General features: G+C 61.6%; 15 protein-coding genes and 2 pseudogenes. 8 read left to right on the plus strand and 9 right to left on the minus strand.

Annotated elements, in window-relative coordinates; genetic code table 11:
• Positions 1 to 546 precede the first annotated feature (546 nt).
• Positions 547 to 678, minus strand: coding sequence for a hypothetical protein (locus tag AC15MQ_RS06170; protein ID WP_483080661.1), 132 nt, complete (start codon positions 676 to 678; stop codon positions 547 to 549).
• Positions 679 to 774: 96 nt separating this feature from the next.
• Between AC15MQ_RS06170 and AC15MQ_RS06175 the strand changes: the two genes are divergently transcribed.
• Positions 775 to 1209 carry a hypothetical protein gene (locus tag AC15MQ_RS06175; RefSeq protein ID WP_483079681.1) on the plus strand — a complete coding sequence of 145 codons (435 nt, stop codon included), beginning with the start codon at positions 775 to 777 and terminating at the stop codon, positions 1207 to 1209.
• 5 nt (positions 1210 to 1214) lie between these two features.
• Here the strand turns inward: AC15MQ_RS06175 and AC15MQ_RS06180 are convergent, their stop codons facing one another.
• On the minus strand, positions 1215 to 2243 hold the full coding sequence (locus AC15MQ_RS06180; RefSeq protein WP_483079682.1) for an IS1595 family transposase: 1029 nt from the start codon (positions 2241 to 2243) through the stop codon (positions 1215 to 1217).
• A gap of 414 nt (positions 2244 to 2657) precedes the next feature.
• Between AC15MQ_RS06180 and AC15MQ_RS06185 the strand changes: the two genes are divergently transcribed.
• The 7 genes and pseudogenes from AC15MQ_RS06185 (at position 2658) to AC15MQ_RS06215 (ending at position 11592) form a co-directional block, all read left to right on the plus strand.
• Complete coding sequence (locus AC15MQ_RS06185; protein WP_287653069.1) at positions 2658 to 3752, plus strand: isocitrate/isopropylmalate dehydrogenase family protein; 1095 nt, start codon at positions 2658 to 2660, stop codon at positions 3750 to 3752.
• A gap of 114 nt (positions 3753 to 3866) precedes the next feature.
• Positions 3867 to 4793 carry an ABC transporter ATP-binding protein gene (locus AC15MQ_RS06190; RefSeq protein WP_287653067.1) on the plus strand — a complete coding sequence of 309 codons (927 nt, stop codon included), beginning with the start codon at positions 3867 to 3869 and terminating at the stop codon, positions 4791 to 4793.
• Positions 4790 to 5551: an ABC transporter permease gene (locus AC15MQ_RS06195; protein WP_287653065.1), complete on the plus strand. Its 762-nt coding sequence runs from the start codon at positions 4790 to 4792 to the stop codon at positions 5549 to 5551. The genes AC15MQ_RS06190 and AC15MQ_RS06195 overlap by 4 nt, the downstream gene beginning before the upstream one ends.
• A 106-nt stretch (positions 5552 to 5657) precedes the next feature.
• Entirely contained in the window at positions 5658 to 7823 is a 2166-nt protein-coding gene (locus tag AC15MQ_RS06200) for a 3'-5' exonuclease (protein WP_287667016.1), read from the plus strand.
• 405 nt (positions 7824 to 8228) lie between these two features.
• Positions 8229 to 9343, plus strand: a pseudogene (locus AC15MQ_RS06205) (ISAzo13 family transposase).
• A 60-nt stretch (positions 9344 to 9403) separates the two neighbouring features.
• Positions 9404 to 10942, plus strand: a complete 1539-nt coding sequence (gene murJ / locus AC15MQ_RS06210; protein ID WP_483079683.1) for a murein biosynthesis integral membrane protein MurJ — start codon at positions 9404 to 9406, stop codon at positions 10940 to 10942.
• A gap of 20 nt (positions 10943 to 10962) precedes the next feature.
• The gene (locus AC15MQ_RS06215; protein ID WP_287653061.1) at positions 10963 to 11592 is read left to right on the plus strand and encodes a YbhB/YbcL family Raf kinase inhibitor-like protein; all 630 of its coding nucleotides are present in this window, start codon (positions 10963 to 10965) and stop codon (positions 11590 to 11592) included.
• An 88-nt stretch (positions 11593 to 11680) separates the two neighbouring features.
• Here AC15MQ_RS06215 and AC15MQ_RS06220 read toward each other — a convergent pair whose 3' ends face one another.
• The 7 genes and pseudogenes from AC15MQ_RS06220 to AC15MQ_RS06250 all read right to left on the minus strand — a co-directional run bounded on the left by AC15MQ_RS06220 (position 11681) and on the right by AC15MQ_RS06250 (position 18981).
• Positions 11681 to 12721, minus strand: a complete 1041-nt coding sequence (locus AC15MQ_RS06220; protein ID WP_287653060.1) for a GGDEF domain-containing protein — start codon at positions 12719 to 12721, stop codon at positions 11681 to 11683.
• A gap of 402 nt (positions 12722 to 13123) precedes the next feature.
• Complete coding sequence (locus tag AC15MQ_RS06225; RefSeq protein WP_287653059.1) at positions 13124 to 15541, minus strand: sodium-translocating pyrophosphatase; 2418 nt, start codon at positions 15539 to 15541, stop codon at positions 13124 to 13126.
• Between the two features lie 210 nt (positions 15542 to 15751).
• Positions 15752 to 16405 carry an adenylate kinase gene (gene adk, locus AC15MQ_RS06230; protein ID WP_287653058.1) on the minus strand — a complete coding sequence of 218 codons (654 nt, stop codon included), beginning with the start codon at positions 16403 to 16405 and terminating at the stop codon, positions 15752 to 15754.
• 131 nt (positions 16406 to 16536) lie between these two features.
• Positions 16537 to 17305 (minus strand): annotated as a pseudogene (gene kdsB / locus AC15MQ_RS06235) (3-deoxy-manno-octulosonate cytidylyltransferase).
• Positions 17306 to 17361: 56 nt separating this feature from the next.
• Complete coding sequence (locus AC15MQ_RS06240) at positions 17362 to 17538, minus strand: Trm112 family protein (protein WP_287653057.1); 177 nt, start codon at positions 17536 to 17538, stop codon at positions 17362 to 17364.
• Positions 17519 to 18565 (minus strand): tetraacyldisaccharide 4'-kinase, encoded by a 1047-nt coding sequence (gene lpxK / locus AC15MQ_RS06245; protein WP_483079684.1) that lies wholly within the window; start codon positions 18563 to 18565, stop codon positions 17519 to 17521. Before lpxK ends, AC15MQ_RS06240 begins: the two co-directional genes overlap by 20 nt.
• Positions 18565 to 18981 carry an ExbD/TolR family protein gene (locus AC15MQ_RS06250; protein WP_287653054.1) on the minus strand — a complete coding sequence of 139 codons (417 nt, stop codon included), beginning with the start codon at positions 18979 to 18981 and terminating at the stop codon, positions 18565 to 18567. The genes lpxK and AC15MQ_RS06250 overlap by 1 nt, the downstream gene beginning before the upstream one ends.
• Between the last annotated feature and the right edge of the window lie 6 nt (positions 18982 to 18987).

Genomic DNA, 18987 nt, shown 5'->3' on the forward strand with positions numbered 1-18987 from the left:
TGACAACAGGTAACTTCTCAAAAACCCCGGGCGTGAGCATGGCTCTGGGTTGGCTTCGGAGCGACGCACCCATCCGCAGAGCACCCGTCTGAAGTGCCTGTCGAGCGGATAGACCCAGACGGTTTTGATAGGCAGCAGGGCCTGGTGGTGAACATCGAGCGTTCCGCGGCCGCTGGTTTGTCCAGAGCAGAGCCAGTTGGCAGCCTGGTAGGCAGCTTGCGGGGCCATGTAGGGGAACGGTCGCCACCGTCGGCGTGGTTTCGAAGATCCACTGCGCCAGCGGAGCAATCCGATGCCAGCCGAAGACGCGGTCCTGAACGTATTGCCAGAAGGACAGCCGGTTCTTGTGGCAAGTTTTCTTGAGACTGGCGAAAGTGTCGCGGCAGCGGCGGCCGGACTGACTACGGGTCGAGTGCATAGCGCGGCTGCCCATCCAGGATCGCCACCAGCCAGGTGCCGAGTACGGTTTGCACCACTTCTTGAGAATCAAACTGAGGAAAATAGGTTGATTGAAGCCATAGAGGATGCCGCAAGAAAGGCGTCTGCCTACACGATGGCCTTGCGAGCCTTTGTGTTTTCAGTGGTACCGAAGGCCTGACGCAGACAGGCGTTTGTCAGGGCGGTAATATAACTGAAGCCCCGCGCCGACAGCGCCGCTTTTCCCTTGGCTTTGATCACCCCCCGATCGCCCGGCATTATGGAGCAACCACCCCCAGCGCCTAGCCGTCGGCTCAGCCAAAATGCACTTGTTTTCGACGAACAGGAGCATTTTTCATGGCAGAGAGCCACGTGGTGACGGCCCTGGTAACCAAGCGTGCCGAGATGGCCGGGCTGATCGAGCATCACAGGAAGGAAATGGGGCGACTGGCAACTGATCTGGCCCACCTGGACGCGACCCTCAAGCTGTTTTCCCCGGAAATCGACCTGCGGACGCTCCGCGCCAAGGAACACCGGACGCGGAACCGCTTCTTCCGGCCGGGGGAATGCCAGCGCATGGTTCTGGACATCTTCCGCGAGGCTCAGGGCGCGGCGCTGAGCAGCCGCCAGATCGGCGAAGCCCTGGCGGCACGCCAAGGCCTGGAATCCACCACGGTCATGATCGAACCGATGCGGAAGAACGCCATTGCCGTCGTGCATCGCCTGGAGCGCACCGGCACTCTGATTCCCGCGGGCCGTGACGGACACGGCGCAACCTGGTCAGTCGCATGACACCCTCACAGCGCCAGGCTTTCCCCCAGCCGGTGGTTGCCCTGCCAGTACCCACACCCATCCCGGCTGACCAGGGCACGGGCGCACTTGCCGACGATATCCAGGAAAATGTGGCCGTTGCTCCAGCGCCGGGTGTCTTCCCGATAGGCCATCTCGTTGGCGTAGTTGTCGAGGTATTTCGGCGCAAGCTTGTGGATCTGGCCGATCTGGAAGCGACGGAAACGGGAGAAGTACGATTCGGCCAGGTTGTTGGTCGTGCCGTCATCGGCGCGGTACTCCTGGCTGTGGTTCACCCGGCGGAGTTCGTACTTGGCAGGCAGCAGGTCGTAGGCGTCCGATTCGTCGGCACAGATCACCGTACCCGGAGCGATGTAGGCTGGCGCCAGTTTGCCGAGGTCGGCCTGGTTCTCATTCTTCACGATGAAGGTGAGCGTCTTCCTGGCCCCGGTGTGGCCGGCCTCGACCTCCGCCTCGGTGTGCGCCTCGCGCATCACCAGGATGCAGCGCTTGTCCGGGTCTTGATTCTCGGCCAGGCGCCGGTCCACCCGGTCTTTCTTCTTGTTCTCCGGGCGCACCTTCCCGCCGACATACGCCCCGTCCACGTGAACGTGACCCGTCAGGGCCGATTCATCCCGGTTCACCAGCAGGCTTTCCCGTATCTTGTGCAGGAGGACGTAGGCGGTCTTGTGGGACACGCCCAGGTCGCGGCCCATCTGCAGGGCAGAAATGCCCTTCACGGCGTTAGCGAAGAGGATCACCGCCGCCAAATACAGGCGCAAAGGTAGCTTGTGGAAGGCGAAAATCGTTCCGGATGTGACGGAGAAATCCTCCTGGCAACCTGCGCAGCGCCAAATCTGGCGCGCCGACCGGAAGTAGTGCCGGTGCACCAGCCCGCAGTGCGGGCAGATCACTTCGTCCCCATCGCCCCAGCGCACGCGCCGGAACAGGGTAAAGGCATCATCGTCGCTCATACCCAGGACTTCCACCAGGGACCGCGTCCGGGCTTCGGCTTTCAGCAGGAAATGCAGACTCATCGCAGGGGCTCACGGGGGGTATGTCGTGTGCACCAGTGTATCCGTGGCCGGGCTCACCGGATGCGCTTGCCGGAAAAAAGCGTCGGCGCCGGGACGGCCCCCAGGAGGTTGGGGTGGCTGCTCCATAATGCCGCAGGTGCCGACGTGACGACCTACCGAATTTGTTCCAGGATGTCGACAGAGAATTGATGGCCACATACACGTTTGCCCAGACGATTGTGAGCACGGCCAACGGAATCAAATGTGGTGTTACGCAACAGCGTGTGCCATGCCGCCGTGACTGACACGCCCACCGAGGTCATCGGTCGCGTTCGCACGCTCTACAGGTGCCACGATGGCGAAAATTGTGAGGAAAGCACTTGACCACGCAGCGTGTTTTATTTATGAGTGCACCTCTGTCAATGAAAGACCACCATGAAAAGAGATTTGCGTTTTCGCATCGCGGTCATTCCCGGCGATGGCATCGGCCCGGAAATCATGGCTTCATGCCTGCAGGTCCTGGAAGTGCTACAAGAGCGCTTGGGCGGAATTGGTTTCGAATTCCGGCAGCTCGAGGGTGGCGCCGCACATTACCAGAAAACCGGAACCGCTTTTGCCGACGAAAGCATGGCCGAGTGCAAGCATGCCGATGCGGTGCTGCTTGGTGCGATCGGGTTGCCCGATGTCCGTTACCCGGACGGAACTGAAATCGCCACCCAGTTTGACTTGCGCATTGAAATGGACCTGTACGCCGGTCTGCGCCCGATCCGTAGCTACCCGAACCTGCCGAGAGTTCTGGCCGACAAGCGCGCGGCCCTGGTCGATCTCGTCCTGGTTCGCGAGCAGACCGAAGGTCTGCTGTACTCGCGTGGACGAGGTACTGTGGAAGAGGACCGGGTCGCCTGGGAGACGATGATGATCTCGCGTAACGGCAGTCGCCGAGTTTCCGAGTTTGCCTTCCGGATCGCCGAAAGACGCGCCAAGAGCCGACGGCGTCCGGGCAAGGTCACCTGCGTAGACAAGGCCAACGTACTGTCTGCGATGGCCTTCTTCCGCAAGGTATTTGGCGAGGTCGCGGCGACGTACCCGGATGTCAAGACCGAATATGCCTACGTCGACGCCACCGCCATGAAGCTGGTCAAGGCGCCGTGGGACTTTGATGTACTGGTGACCGAGAATGCCTTCGGCGGCATCCTTTCCGACCTTTCGGCCGGAGTTGTCGGCAGCCTCGGACTGGCCCCTTCCGCCGACATCGGTGAAAAGCATGCGGTCTTCCAGCCGGCGCATGGCAGTGCGCCAGATATTACCGGTCAGGGAATCGCCAACCCGGTGGCACAGATTCTTTCAGCTGCCCTGATGCTCGACTGGCTGGCCGATCAGCACAGCGAGCCACGACTGGCGCATGGCGCACGCATTCTGGAACACGCGGTTGAAAAGGCGCTGACTGGCATTTGCCCGATTGAATTCGGTGGCCAGGACGGCACTGCGGCGATTACCAGAGCGGTCATTACCCAGATTCGCAAGGCCTGAGGCAGGTCACAGCCGTTCGCTTCCGTGCCCCCGTTTCCGGCACTCCTGTCGCTTTGAGTAAAGTCGGCGTGGTCGGCAAGCGCCTCCTGGCGCATCTATGCTATGGTCGCGAACATGCAGGCAATCCTCTCCGTATCCGGTATCTCCAAGACCTATGCTTCCGGGTTCCAGGCGCTCAAGCGGGTCAGTCTGGACATTCGCCGCGGCGAAATTTTCGCCTTGCTTGGTCCAAACGGCGCCGGAAAAACGACACTGATCAGCATCATCTGCGGAATCGTCAATGCCAGCGAAGGTAGTGTGCGGGTAGACGGCCACGACATCATCAAGGACTACCGTGCCGCGCGCGCCACGATCGGCCTCGTACCACAGGAACTGACCACCGATGCGTTCGAATCGGTATGGGCGACCGTGTCCTTCAGCCGTGGTCTGTTCGGCCGGCCAAGGAATCCCGCCTACCTTGAAAAGGTACTGCGCGAGCTCTCCCTATGGGACAAGAAAGACAACAAGATCATCACCCTGTCCGGCGGCATGAAACGTCGCCTGTTGATCGCCAAAGCACTTTCCCATGAACCGCAGATCCTGTTTCTCGACGAACCGACCGCGGGAGTCGACGTCAACCTGAGGCGCGACATGTGGCAACTGGTACGCTCATTGCAGGCCACCGGCGTGACCATCATCCTGACCACGCATTACATCGACGAAGCCGAAGAGATGGCCGACCGGATCGGGGTAATCCGCAAGGGTGAGATCATTCTCGTCGAAGACAAGGACGAGTTGATGCGCAAGTTGGGCAAAAAGCGCATGACGCTGCAGTTGCAGACGCCGCTGGCGCTTATTCCGCCCGCACTCGCGGCCTACCAGATGGAACTGTCCAGCGACGGCAGCGAGTTGACCTATACCTATGACACCAGCGGGGAGCGTACCGGCATCATCGCGCTGCTCAAGGATCTCAATGACGCGTCCATCGCGTTCAAGGATTTGCACACCACGCAGAGTTCCCTGGAAGACATCTTTGTCAGCCTGTTGAAGGACACCAGATGAACCTGCATGCCATGCGCGCCATTTACCTCTTCGAGATGGCGCGTACCCGGCGCACGCTGCTGCAAAGCATCGTCTCTCCGGTGATTTCAACGTCCCTGTATTTTGTCGTCTTCGGTGCGGCCATCGGCGCACGCATCGCCGAGGTCGACGGCATCAGCTATGGAGCCTTCATCGTGCCCGGGCTGATCATGTTGTCACTGCTGACGCAAAGCGTCTCCAATGCCTCCTTCGGGATCTACTTTCCGAAATTCACCGGAACCATCTACGAGTTGCTGTCCGCCCCGGTGTCGTATCTCGAGATCGCTGCCAGTTATGTCGGCGCGGCCGCCACCAAGTCGATCGTCCTCGGCCTGATCATCCTGGCGACAGCCGGCCTGTTCGTGCCGCTGCAGGTCGCACATCCCTGGTGGATGATCCTTTTCCTTGTTCTTACTGCCGTCACTTTCAGTCTCTTCGGGTTCATCATCGGCATTTGGGCCGACAATTTCGAGAAGTTGCAACTGGTGCCGCTGCTGATCATCACCCCCTTGACCTTCCTTGGCGGCAGCTTTTACTCGATTGATGTCCTGCCTCCCGTCTGGCAGACGATCACCCTGTTCAACCCCGTGGTCTATCTGGTCAGTGGGTTCCGCTGGAGCTTCTACGGAATCGCCGACGTTGCTGTCGGCATCAGCCTGGCCATGACCCTGCTCTTCCTGGCCGTGTTTCTGGCGATCGTGGCATGGATCTTCAAGACCGGTTATCGGCTCAAGAACTAGTTCTGCGACCTCGACGCCGTCGGGATCACCGGCACAGTGCATACGCGGGCGCTTTCGGAAGATCGCCGGTAGAATGGCCGGACTGCAGGTTGAACAGGTCTGAAAAATGAACGCGCGCATACGTTTCATCGTTTCCGTCATCGTTCTCGGCATGCTGATGACTGGACCCTTCCTGATCACGGCAGTCCTGATCTGGGCCGATGCGCAACCGGCAGAGCAGACGCTGCTCATCCAGTTGATCGCGCCACACCTGTCACTCGGCGCATTGATGACCACCTTCGGGTTCATCGTCGGTTTGCTGGTCATCCGCTACCTGTTCCGCCAGTACGTACAGGGTTTGCTCAAGATGGCCGAGAGCCTGCGCCTGATGCTGTCGGCAAACCGCAATTTCAGAGTGACGCCGGAGGGTCCACCGGAGGTCCAGTTGCTGGCCCAGGCGACGAATGATCTGGCGCAGCAGCGCGATGGTCTGATGGATGATGTCGATGCCCAGATCGCCGCTGCCAAGTCGTCGGTCGAGGAAGAGAAGAACCGCCTGGCCGCGCTGATGTCCGAACTGGCGCAGGCGGTGGTGGTCTGCAATCGCGACGGTCGCATCCTGCTCTACAACAGCCGCGCGCGCCTGCAATTCAGTGGTCTGGCACAAGCTGGCACAGCCCTGGCCAGCGGCGCGCTGATCGGCCTCGGACGTTCGATCTTCTCGATTCTCGAACGCAATCAGATTGACCACGCGCTGGAGGTCGTGCGCCAGCGATTGCATAAAGGCGCAGCAGCAGCAATCGCCAATTTCATTACGACTGCCCGCGGCGGGCAGCTTCTGCGGGTTCAACTGGTACCGGTGCTGTCGTCCCGCGACGAGTCCCAGCAGCGCGAAATGAGCGGTTACGTGCTCACCGTGGAAAACATCACCCGCAGCCTGGAACAGGAATCGCGCCGTGATCAGGTGCTACAGTCGCTGACCGACGGCAGCCGGGGCTGCCTGGCCAACATCCGGGTGGCCGTCGGCAACCTGATGGACTACCCGGACATGGAACTGGAGATACGCGAGCGCTTCGTCAGCATCATCAGTGATGAAGTCGTGCGCATGAGTCAGCGTCTCGATCAGACGATGACCGAGTTTGCCGATTCGCTGAAAACCCGCTGGCCACTCGAAGACGTCCTCGGAATCGACCTCATCGCCGCAGCCCAGCGCCGCATCGAAGCACGGCTGAAACTGCCGAGCAAGATGGAAGAGATCGACGAAGGGTTGTGGTTGAGAGCGGAGAGCTTCTCTCTGGTATTCTCGATCTGCTTCCTTGCCTCCCGCCTGGTCGATCATTATCAAATCAAGGAATTGCGCTTCCGGCTGCTGCCATTCGGCAAGCTGGCCTATCTCGACCTCATCTGGGCCGGACACGCCATGTCATCGGAAACTTTCTACACCTGGGAGACGGATGCCATGCAGGTGGGAAACGAGAGCTCACCCCTGTCGTTGCGCGACGTCATTGACCGCCACGGCGGCGAAATCTGGTACGACCGCGAAAAGGCAGCACATCGTGCATTCTTCCGCTTTGTCCTGCCCGTCGTGCCTCCGGAAAACATGGCAGTCGGTGAAAGCGTCGACGTCGGCGACGTGCGCCCGGAGTATTACGACTTCGACCTGTTCCATTTTCGGGATCAGAGCGCCGACCTGGATCGACCACTGTCGGACCTCGTCTACACGGTCTTCGATACCGAGACCACCGGCCTCGAACCCGCAGCCGGCGACGAAATCATCCAGATCGGTGCGCTGCGCATCGTCAACGGCCGCCTCCTGCGCAACGAAAATTTCAATCAACTGGTAGATCCAGAGCGCTTTCTGCGCCCCGAAGGCACCCGCATCCACGGCATCACGGACGACATGGTGCGTGGTCAGCCGCACATCGACGTGGTGCTGCCCGCCTTCCATGATTTCTGCAGCGACACTGTACTCGTCGCGCACAACGCGGCGTTCGACATGCGCTTCCTGCAGATGAAGGAAGAACGTACCGGAGTGGCCTTCAGCCAGCCGGTACTCGACACCCTGTTGCTGTCGGGTGTGCTGCATGCCAACCAGGACTCTCACCAGCTTGACTGCATCGCCGAACGGCTGGGCGTTTCGGTCACCGGCCGCCACAGTGCGCTGGGCGATGCCTGCACCACTGGCGAGGTGTTCCTGAAAATGCTGCCACTGCTGGCTCAGATCGGAATCGTCACGCTGCGGCAGGCACTGGAGGCTTCCGAGAAGACCTACTTTGCGCGCGTGAAGTACTGAGCGGGACTGCGCGCAACCGGTATGTCACCCACGACCGCCCGAAAGTTTCCTCTCGGACCCCACGCCGCAAGCTCTCCTTTTCCGGCAGTCCGCCGCGATCTGACCACACCGACGGCGAAAGCAGGAGTCACCGGCCTGCGGGTCCGAGCCGGCCGGCTCGTGGTCAGGGCTGGCGAACGGCATGGCACGTTTTGCCTGGCAGCGTTCAGGGGCTAAGGTGATATCCCCAATTCTTCATACCGTTGTGTGCGATACTTTTAGCCGATTCTACGATTGGAGGTCTTGCGAATGGGAGTCGCCACGGTAGCGGAAAGGAAGATTTCTCTTGAAGCCGAGCACCTGGAAGATATCCGGCTTGCTGCGAGCAAGATGACGGGTGCGAGGCGCAGGGCGTTTCAGGCGGAGATGGCGTTGAAATATTGTAGTGGCAGTGCTCGGCGTGCCGAGGAGGTGTTCGGCTGGAGTCGGCAGGCCGTGCAGCTCGGTCTGCATGAGAAACGTACGGGTATCATCTGTCTGGGGCTGCACGCGTTCTGCTGCGGTGCGAAATTGTGGGAGAAGAAACACCCCGAGGTGGCGCAAGCCCTGTGGGAACTGGCGGAAAGTCATGCGCAACAAGACCCGACTTTTCGCACGACCTTGTCGTTCACCCGCCTGACGGCGGAGGAAGCCATCAAGCAGTTGCGAGCGCAGGGATTTGCGGACGATGTCCTGCCTTCCCGAAGCGGTATGTCGAGAGTGTTGAACCGCAACGGGTACCGGTTGCGCCCGGTGCTCAAGGCCAAACCCCAAAAAAAGTCCCTGAAACCGACGCCATTTTCGCCAACATCCGGGAACGTGACCGCGATAGCCAAGACGAAGCCGTCATGCGCCTGAGCATGGACTGCAAGGCGACGGTGAAGATTGGCGACTACTCGCGTGGCGGCAAGACGCGGGGTGACCACCGGGCTGCCGACCACGACATGGGGTGCGAGGAAAAACACACGCCGTTTGGTGTCGTCAATGAAGACAGTGGGTCTCTCCATCTGTCCTTCGGAAGCTCGGCGAAGACCAGCGATTTCATCATCGACAGTCTCTACGCCTGGTGGGAGCGTCAAGCACCCGAGGAGCGTGCTCGCGTCACACACCTCCAGATCAAGGCAGATAACGGACCGGAGAGCAATGGCCAGCGTACGCAATTCCTCAAGCGCATGGTCCAGTTCGCCGATCACATCGGCAGGTCCATCCGCCTCCTCTACTATCCGCCATACCACAGCAAATACAATCCGGTGGAGCGTTGCTGGGGAATCCTGGAAAAGCACTGGAACGGTGCCAAGCTGACCGATACCCAAATGATGCTGGAGTGGGCCAAGACCATGACCTGGAAAGGCGTTCATCCCGTCGTCGAACTGAGCCGCACGGTCTACGAGAAAGGAGTAACGGTGGCCAAGGAGGCTATGCAAGCGGTCGAGTCCCGGCTGGAACGTCACCCGCTCCTACCCAAGTGGGACATCTTGATCCGACCAGTCGGCACGGTATGAACTATCGTAGAAATCACCTAAGATGACGGGCTTTGCGCTTGCCGCGCCTCCGGATCCCGCATGAACCTCCTGAAGACTCTCGCTACCGTCAGCAGCATGACCCTGCTGTCGCGCATCCTCGGTTTTGTCCGCGACTTCGTGATCGCGCGCGCCTTCGGGGCCGGCATGCTCACCGACGCCTTCTTTGTAGCCTTCAAGCTTCCCAACCTGTTGCGCCGCCTGTTTGCCGAAGGCGCCTTCTCGCAGGCTTTCGTGCCCGTGCTCGGCCAGTATCGCAACACGCGTCCGGTCGAGGAAACCCGGCAGCTCGTCGACCGTGTGGCCAGCCTGCTGTTGCTGGTGGTCTTCGCCGTCACCCTGCTCGGCATGGCCGGCGCGCCGCTATTGGTCTATCTCTCGGCACCCGGCTTTACCGACGATCCGGACAAGTTCGCCCTGACGGTCAGTCTCACCCGCCTTACTTTCCCGTATATCCTGTTCATGTCGCTGGTGGCGCTTGCCGGCGGCATTCTCAACACCTGGAGCCGATTTGCCGTACCGGCATTCACGCCGGTACTGCTCAACGTCTCGTTCATCCTGATGGCGCTCTTTGCCGCACCGCAATTCGAACCGCCGGTGATGGTCCTCGGCTGGGCGGTGTTTATCGGCGGCGCCCTGCAACTTGCCTTCCAGATCCCCAGCCTGCGGCGCATCGGCATGCTGCCGCGATTCTCGATCAACCTGCAGGACGAGGGTGTGCGACGTATCTTTCGGCTGATGGCGCCGGCGGTACTCGGGGTTTCGGTAGCGCAGGTCAGCCTGCTGTTGAACACCGTATTCGCCTCCTTCCTCAATACCGGCAGCGTCTCCTGGCTCTACTACGCCGACCGCCTGATGGAGTTCCCGGCCGGAATGCTCGGCGCCGCCCTGGGCACCGTGCTCCTCCCCTCGCTGGCCAAGTGCCACGCCGCCGAGCGACCGGAGGAATACTCCCGCCTGCTCGACTGGGGCCTGCGCCTGACCTTCCTTCTCGCCGCGCCGGCAGCGCTGGCGCTCGCCATTCTCGCCGTGCCGCTGATCACCACGCTCTTCCACCACGGCGCCTTCACCGCCACCGATGTGTTCAGGACCCGCGACGCCCTGGCCGCCTACAGCATCGGCCTGCTCGGGCTGATCCTGGTGAAGGTGCTGGCACCCGGCTTCTACGCCCTCCAGAACATCCGCACCCCGGTCAGGATCGCCCTGCTGACGCTCTTTGTCACACAGGTGCTGAACCTGCTGCTGATCGGCTGGCTCGAACACGCTGGACTGGCCCTGTCCATCGGCCTCGCCGCGAGCCTCAACGCCTGCCTGCTCTATCGCGGCCTGCGCCAGCTCGGCATCTATACGCCGCAGCCGGGCTGGCTGGCGTTCTACGGCAAGCTGGCCTGCGCCTTGTCGAGCATGGGCGTTTCGCTGTGGTTTGCCGGTGGCGCCACGGCCGACTGGCTGATCTGGCCGCTCACCACCCGCCTGTTGCATCTTTCCTTGCTCGTCTGCTTCGGGGCGAGCGTCTATTTCGCTACACTATGGGTTGCAGGCTTTCGCCTGCGCGACTTCAAACGCAGCGCCGTGGATTAAATCAATCTGGAGGATGAGCGATGATATTGACCAGCAGCAGTTTCAGTGATGGGCAGCCGATCCCGGGTGAGTTTGCCTTTTGTACCCCTGACCCGGAGCACCATGTCTGCCTCGGCAGCAATCGCAACCCGCGCCTGGCGTGGAGTGATATCCCCGCCGAAACCCGGTCGTTCGTCCTCATCTGCCACGATCCGGATGTGCCGAGCCGGGGCGACGACGTCAACCAGGAAAATCGGAGAGTGCCGGCCTCGCTGCCGCGCATCGATTTCTTCCACTGGGTGCTGTTCGATCTGCCGGCTGGTCTGCGCGAGATCAGGGAGGGCGAGTTTTCCAACGATGTCACGCCACGCGGCAAGTCCGGACCGCATGCGCCCCACAACACACGCCAGGGAATCAACGACTACACCGACTGGTTTGCCGGCGACAATGACATGCGCGGCGACTACTACGGCTACGATGGTCCCTGCCCGCCATGGAACGACGAGATCATCCACCGCTACGTGTTTACCCTTTTCGCTCTCGATATACCGACGCTGCCGGTCGAGGGCAAACTCACCGGCCAGCAGGTCCGTGCGGCAATGCACGGTCACATCCTCGCCGAGGCCAGTCTGACCGGCACCTACACGCTCAATCCCCTGCTCAAGGCGTAGGAGGCGGGCAGAGCAGCAACCGCGTGATCGGGTTTGCGCGGTTGCTGTAGGCGAAGGCAGGAAACCGTTTCCGGCAGTTCCTCGGGCGTCAGCCTCGAAATACCACCCGATTCCGCCCCTCTTCCTTGGCCACATACAAGCGCCTGTCGGCAACCCGCACCAACTCCTCGACACTGATTTTCTCCACTCCCGCGAGTTGGCTCGCCGCGACCAGGCCGACGGATACGGTGACCGGGATCCGCTCACGGTTGAAAATGAAATCGGTTTTGGCCACCGCCAGTCGCAAGCGCTCGGCAAACTGGACGCCGTTCTTCAAGCCGCCGACTGAGATCCCGTAAAACTCCTCGCCGCCATAGCGACCGATCTCATCCTCATGCCGCTTGGTGGCGCGCATCACGTTCGCCAGGCTGACCAATACCTGGTCCCCGGCCTGATGGCCATGGATGTCGTTCACCGTCTTGAAGTAATCGAGGTCCAGCAACAGAAAGACAAAATCGTTGATATGGCCGCGGTGGAGGTTACCGATATTCATCTCGATAATCCGCTGCAGGATGGTTCGTTTCGGCAACTTGGTCAGCTCGTCGAAATAGCCGATTTTTTCCAGCAGATGCTTCTGTTCCATCTCCTTGGTGACCTCGGTCAGGCAGCCCATGGAGAGACAGATCTGGTCCTCGACAAAGACCTCGATGTTGGCCTGGTCCTTCAACCAAATCTTCTTCCCTCCCGGCAAGGCCAGTTGGTAGACACACTCCACTGCCCCGGCCTTTTTCACTTCCTCGCGCAAGCTGGCCTGCTCACCACGCAGTTCCGCCCGCGTCACGATATCCTCCTCGACCTTGCTCTCCCGATCCGCGTAACGGTAAAGCCGACGATCGACGATACTTTGCCGAAAAACCTCGTCGACTTCCCGCCGCTCGCAGCCGAGAAGGGCGAGAAACCGCGCGCCTACGTATTCATACCAGATGATCTTCTCGTGCTCGCGCCAGGCGGCGATATAGGGGACGATCGGAGAGGCAATCTTCTCCAGTGCGACCAGGGCGGCGATGCACTCCGTTAGCCGCCGGCAAAGCCGCTGCGAAAACCCGCCCGCGAGAATCTTGCCGCCCGACCCGGCCAAATCGGTCGCCATTGCCCGTCTCTCGCCCTTGCTCATGGTCCCCCCACGTTTACTCGCCGGCTTCGGCGCCACGGCGGTGGAACACCGCGGACGACGATGGCGGCAACGGCACGACCGGAAGCTTGTTGAATCGCAACTCGCCTCCGGAATGGCTTTCCGAATACAGCGCACATCATAACGATTATCCTTTTTACAGGAGATGTGCGGATCGAATTCGTACTCCAGTACCGATCCGGGTGCAGGTCGCTTGTCCGTGTGGGCGTCAACGCGATCTCCACAGCAGCCTGCTGCGCATCATGGGGGCCCTTGCCATAGCCTATCGCGGCCCGATGCCAGAAAAGGAAACGGGCCGCTACTGCGGCCCGTTTCCTTTTCTCCGACAGCGGCGTGTGCCTGCCGCTGCCCGACGAAGGGTTATTGCACACTCACCTCGACGCGACGCGCTTCGGCGGGATCGCCGGTACCGGTGGTCACCTCGGGCTTTTTCAACTCGATCCGTTCCTCGGCAATGCCGACGTTCTTGAGCGCGTCACGTACGGCCTTGGCACGGTTCTTGGCGACTTCTTCATTGGCGGCCTGGCTGCCGCTGGTGTCGTGGAAGCCGGCGATCACCAGTTTGGCCGAGGGATTGGCCTTGGCATGAGCGACAACGCCTTCGAGCGTCTTGCCGGCATCGGCCGGCACTTCCGCCACGCCAACCGCGAAGTAGAGCTTGGCGACCTGCACGGTCACCGCCGCGGTGGCCGGGGCGGCGGCTGCAACCGGCTTGGCCGCCGACGCGGGTACCATCAAGGGCACGATCATCAGGGCAACGATGTTGATGATCTTGATCAGCGGGTTGACCGCCGGACCTGCCGTATCCTTGTAGGGGTCGCCGACGGTGTCGCCGGTCACCGACGCTTTGTGGGCATCGGAACCCTTGCCGCCAAAATGGCCGTCCTCGATGTACTTCTTGGCGTTATCCCATGCGCCACCACCGGTGGTCATCGAGATGGCCACGAACAGGCCGGTGATGATGGTCCCCATCAACAGTCCGCCAAGCGCCTTCGGCCCGAGCAGCAGACCCACCAGCACCGGCACGAGCACCGGCAGCAGCGATGGCACGATCATTTCCCGGATCGCCGCGGCGGTCAACATGCCGACCGCACGCGAGTAATCAGGCTTGGCCTTGCCTTCCATGATGCCCTTGATTTCCTTGAACTGCCGACGCACTTCGATGACCACGGCACCGGCCGCACGGCCCACCGCCTCCATGGCCATGGCCGCGAACAGGTAAGGGATCAGGCCACCGAGGAAGAGGCCGATGATCACCATGTGATCGGAAAGATCGAAACGCAGGCTGCCGCCGAAATTGGTTTCCAGAGCGTGCGTGTAGTCGGCAAAAAGCACCAGCGCTGCCAGGCCCGCAGAACCGATGGCGTAGCCCTTGGTCACTGCCTTGGTGGTATTGCCGACGGCGTCTAGCGGATCGGTCACGTCGCGAACCGACTTGGGCAGACCGGACATCTCGGCGATACCGCCGGCGTTGTCGGTGATCGGACCGTAGGCGTCGAGTGCCACGATGATGCCGGTCATCGACAGCATCGAGGTGGCGGCGATGGCGATACCGTACAGGCCAGCCAGCGCATAGGTGATGTAGATCGCGGCGCAGACCGAGATCACCGGCAGGGCGCAAGCCTTCATCGAAACGGCCAGACCGGCGATGATGTTGGTCCCGTGGCCGGTGGTCGAAGCTTCAGCGACGCGTTTGACCGGCGAGAAGTCGGTACCGGTGTAGTACTCGGTGATCCACACCAGCAATCCGGTGAGTACCAGCCCGACGGACGCTGCCCAGAAGATGTTCATCGAGGTGATCAGGGTGCCGTCGGCGAGGGTAACACCGTTGCCGAGCAGGTAGGTGGTGACCGGATAGAAGGCAATCAGCGCCAGCACGCCGGCCACGGCCAAGCCGCGGTAGAGGGCGTTCATGATCTTGCCGCCATCGCTGGCCTTGACGAAGAAACAGCCGATGATCGAGGCAATGATCGACACTCCGCCAAGCACCAGCGGATAGACGATCAGGTTGTCGTTGGCACCGACGACCCCCTTGAGCATCATCGCGCTGAGCACCATCGTCGCGACGACGGTGACCGCGTAGGTCTCGAAGAGGTCGGCGGCCATGCCGGCACAGTCGCCGACGTTGTCGCCGACGTTGTCGGCAATCACCGCCGGGTTGCGCGGATCATCTTCCGGAATTCCGGCTTCGACCTTGCCGACCAGGTCGGCACCGACGTCCGCACCCTTGGTGAAGATGCCACCACCCAGTCGGGCGAAGATCGAGATCAGCGAGCCGCCGAAGGCCAAGCCAACCAGCGGTTCGACGCTGTGCTGAAAGTCAACCGCGCCGCCCTTGAGGAAGGCGTAGTAACCAGCGACGCCAAGCAGGCCCAGACCGACGACCAGCATGCCGGTAATCGCACCGCCCTTGAAGGCCACGTCGAGTGCCGCAGAAATGCCGCTGCGTGCCGCTTCGGCGGTACGCACGTTGGCGCGCACCGAAACGTTCATGCCGATGAATCCGGTAGCACCCGACAATACCGCACCGATCAGAAAGCCTATGGCCATCAGTTTGCCCAGGGCAAACCAGATCAACACAAAAAGTACGGCCCCGACGAGGCCGATGGTCGTGTACTGCTTGGCGAGATAAGCCGAGGCACCTTCCTGGATGGCTTTGGCGATTTCCTGCATACGTGGGTTGCCGGCTGGCAACGAGAGAATCCACTTCGTCATTGCTGCGCCATAAAGCACCGCAATGACCGCGCATATCAGCGCGAACATCAAACCTGAAGACATAAGCAACCTCCCTCTCTAAAGTGACCCAAACCTCCCGGAGAGTCCCCACGGGCCGGTCTTTCCCTACAGCTGAACGACGAAACAAACAACGCTAAATCGGCAACCCCCCCCGGTCCTGCAGGGCCGTCACGGCGCTGGCGAAACGACAGGATCGGCGCCGCCGAAACTGTGCGTGGTGGCGCCGTGGTATGACTCGGGGAGTACGACCGGTTACTGCAAGGCCTCGAAAGCCGCCTTCCGGATGTCGTCGACGCTTCCGACACCGGCAATTCTGCGGCACTTCGGCGCCCTGGGATCGCCACTTGCAGCCCAGTCCCGGTAATAATCGAGCAGCGGCTTGGTTTGCGAGTGGTAAACCTGCAGCCTTTTCCTGACCGTTTCTTCCTGGTCGTCATCGCGCTGAATCAGGTCTTCGCCGGTGACATCGTCCTTGCCTGCCACCCGTGGCGGATTGAAGCGGATGTGGTAGGTGCGACCGGAACCCGGATGCACCCGACGGCCGCTCATCCGTTCAATGATCTCTTCGTCGGCAACGTCGATCTCGAGAACATAGTCGAGCGCCACACCGGCGACCTTCATCGCCTCTGCTTGCGGCAGAGTGCGCGGAAAACCGTCAAACAGATAACCCGCCTGGCAATCATCCTGCTGCAGGCGGTCGCTGACCAGACCGATGATGATCTCGTCCGACACCAGGCCGCCGGCGTCCATGACCTGCTTCGCTGCCAGGCCGAGAGCAGTACCGGCTTTCACTGCCGCGCGCAGCATGTCACCGGTGGAGATCTGCGGGATGCTGAATTTTTCACGAATGAACTGGGCTTGGGTGCCCTTGCCGGCACCTGGCGCGCCTAGCAGGATGAGTTTCATGGTTCGCCTTTTGAGAAAATCAAATGAAACAGTTTGTCCGGTATTTCAGATACTTGTATCTCAATTACGGGACCGCAGCATCACGTTGTCGTGGTCAACAGGCGGAAACTTACCCTCAAATGGGCGCACGGTCAAACCTTTTCGAACCATTCCTGCAAGCGACGGGCGTCCTCCGGGGTGTCTACACCGGCGAGTGGCAGGTGATCGGCAATCGTCACGCTGATGCGGAAGCCATGCCACAAGGCACGCAATTGTTCGAGTGCCTCCAGCGATTCGAGCGGTGACGGCGCCAGGCCGGCGTAGGTGCGCAGGAAGCGCGCGCGATAGGCGTACAGGCCGACATGCCGGTAGGCGTGCATCCCGGGAGGCAGGGTTTCGCCACCGGCCTCGCGCGCAAAGTGGTCGCGCGCATAGGGAATCGGTGCGCGCGAGAAATACAGCGCATCGCCGCTCGCCGTGAGCACCACCTTGACGACATGCGGGTTGAAGAAGTCGGCCGCATCCGGCTAGCAGGATGAGCCACCGTGGCGATATCGGCGCCGCTTGTCGCCAGACGAGCCGCGGTCAGGGTGATCAATCCGGGATCGATCAGGGGTTCGTCACCCTGCACGTTCACCACCGATCGTATCGTCGCTCCAGCCCGACAACTCGACCACCTCGGCGAGACGATCGGTGCCGCTGGCGTGTTCGGTACGCGTCAGCAAGGCTCTCAGGCCGTGCCGCTCGGCCGCCGACCAGTACGTCCCGGTGGTCGGTGGCCACCACCACCTCCTCAGCTCCCGACAACAGTGCGCGCTCGGCCACGCGCACGACCATCGGCTTGCCGCCGAGATCCAGCAAGGGCTTGGCCGGCAGGCGCGTCGATCCGTAACGGGCGGGAATGACCACCTTGAACGGCAGGTGCGCTCCGGCCCTTGCGCACTCCGCGACTTCGTCACTGGAACCATCCGAGGTATTCAACGATCTTCGCTCGGCAACTGGCGCGCCTCGTCTTCGAGCATGATCGGGATGCCGTCACGGATCGGAAAAGCCAGGCGGCACGGTTTGCACACCAGTTCGGCGCGTGCCTTGCGGTACTCCAGATTGGCCTTGCAGACCGGGCAGACAAGAATATCAAGCAGGCGTGCGTCCATGGAGTTTCTCCAGAATTGTCTCGAACAGACCAGCATGACCGGGCGGTGTGCCGATCACCGCCTCGACCGGCAGCACCCAGGCCTCGCCGGTGGCCAGATTGGCGCATTTTACCGCATCCTTTTCGGTCATCAGCAGCACGCCGTCCTGGGCGAAAGCCAGATCCCCGGCGACGTACGAATGGTGATCCGGAAAGGGATGCTCTTCGAAATCGAGTCCCAGGGTTCGCAACTGCCGGAAAAATCGCTGCGGATCGCCGATCCCGGCCATCGCGTACAGTTTGCTGTTCATCAGTGAGGGGGCATCGCAGACGCGCCGTGCGCCGGCCGCGGCGACGAAGCGCTCGCCGACCAGTTGCATTTCGAACTGCGGCAAGTGTCGGGCAGCCGCCGCGGCACGCGCCTCCGGCAGACCGTTCCAGATCACCGCGGCCACCCCCGACAAACGCCGCAAGGGCTCGCGCAAGGGGCCAGCCGGCAGCAGGTGGCCGTTACCAATGCCGCGTCCGTCGAACACCACCAACTCGACCGCGCGCTGCAGACGGTAGTGCTGCAGGCCGTCGTCGGCGACGATGACGTTACATTCAGGGTGTGCTGCCAGCAGAGCCTGCCCGACGGCGAAGCGATCACGACCGACGAAGACCGGCACACCACTGCGCCTGGCCAGCATCAGGGGCTCGTCACCGACCACCGAGCAAGGCGAGGAAGGCAATACCGGACGCACCGACTCGCCAGATCCACCGTAGCCGCGACTGATGATACCCGGGAACCAGCCTTGGTCGCGCAAACGACTGACCAGCCACAGTACCAGCGGGGTCTTGCCGCTACCGCCTATGGTCAGGTTTCCGACCACGACCACCGGCACCGGCAGGTGATCGGTACGCAGCACGCCGCAGCGGTAAAGGCCGCGCCGCAACCGGCCGAGTACGCCGAACAGCCAGGATACCGGCAGCAGCGGCCACAAGGCGACGACCAGGCGACGCTGGTACCACCAGCCGGGGAGGCGCCGCGCCAGGCCGGAAACGGCCATCAGTGCGGCGATTGGGTGGCGAAGGAAATGCGCGGATAGCCGGCGGTCTGCGCCGCCTGCATGATATCGACGACGCTCTGATAGTTGGCCCGGGCGTCGGCATTGATCACGATCACCGGTTCCCTGGTGTCTCCGGCTGCGCGGCGCAGCGCGTCGCTGATCGCCGGCACGCTGGCCGTGGCCAGCGGTATCTTGTTCACCAGCACCTGGCCGGCCGCCGTCAGTGCGACATTGATCTCGTTGGGCTGCTCCGTCTGCTTGTTGGCGTCGGCGGTGGGCAGACTGATCTCGAGTCCTGAGAACTTGGCGTAGGTGGTGGTCAACATCAGGAAAATGATGATTACCAGCAGCACGTCGATCAACGGGATCAGGTTGATCTCGGGCACATCACTGCCGCGACCGCGTCGAAAGTTCATCGCCGG

It is taken from the genome of Candidatus Accumulibacter propinquus, assembly GCF_056856495.1.

Coding starts and splice junctions, on each gene's coding strand:
- AC15MQ_RS06180 (WP_483079682.1), bottom strand. CDS start 2,243: ATGAGTCTGCATTTCCTGCTGAAAGCCGAAGCCCGGACGCGGTCCCTG.
- lpxK (WP_483079684.1), bottom strand. CDS start 18,565: ATGGCCGTTTCCGGCCTGGCGCGGCGCCTCCCCGGCTGGTGGTACCAG.
- AC15MQ_RS06225 (WP_287653059.1), bottom strand. CDS start 15,541: ATGTCTTCAGGTTTGATGTTCGCGCTGATATGCGCGGTCATTGCGGTG.
- AC15MQ_RS06250 (WP_287653054.1), bottom strand. CDS start 18,981: ATGAACTTTCGACGCGGTCGCGGCAGTGATGTGCCCGAGATCAACCTG.
- AC15MQ_RS06185 (WP_287653069.1), top strand. CDS start 2,658: ATGAAAAGAGATTTGCGTTTTCGCATCGCGGTCATTCCCGGCGATGGC.
- AC15MQ_RS06200 (WP_287667016.1), top strand. CDS start 5,658: ATGAACGCGCGCATACGTTTCATCGTTTCCGTCATCGTTCTCGGCATG.
- AC15MQ_RS06190 (WP_287653067.1), top strand. CDS start 3,867: ATGCAGGCAATCCTCTCCGTATCCGGTATCTCCAAGACCTATGCTTCC.
- adk (WP_287653058.1), bottom strand. CDS start 16,405: ATGAAACTCATCCTGCTAGGCGCGCCAGGTGCCGGCAAGGGCACCCAA.
- AC15MQ_RS06175 (WP_483079681.1), top strand. CDS start 775: ATGGCAGAGAGCCACGTGGTGACGGCCCTGGTAACCAAGCGTGCCGAG.
- AC15MQ_RS06220 (WP_287653060.1), bottom strand. CDS start 12,721: ATGGCGACCGATTTGGCCGGGTCGGGCGGCAAGATTCTCGCGGGCGGG.
- murJ (WP_483079683.1), top strand. CDS start 9,404: ATGAACCTCCTGAAGACTCTCGCTACCGTCAGCAGCATGACCCTGCTG.
- AC15MQ_RS06240 (WP_287653057.1), bottom strand. CDS start 17,538: ATGGACGCACGCCTGCTTGATATTCTTGTCTGCCCGGTCTGCAAGGCC.
- AC15MQ_RS06215 (WP_287653061.1), top strand. CDS start 10,963: ATGATATTGACCAGCAGCAGTTTCAGTGATGGGCAGCCGATCCCGGGT.
- AC15MQ_RS06195 (WP_287653065.1), top strand. CDS start 4,790: ATGAACCTGCATGCCATGCGCGCCATTTACCTCTTCGAGATGGCGCGT.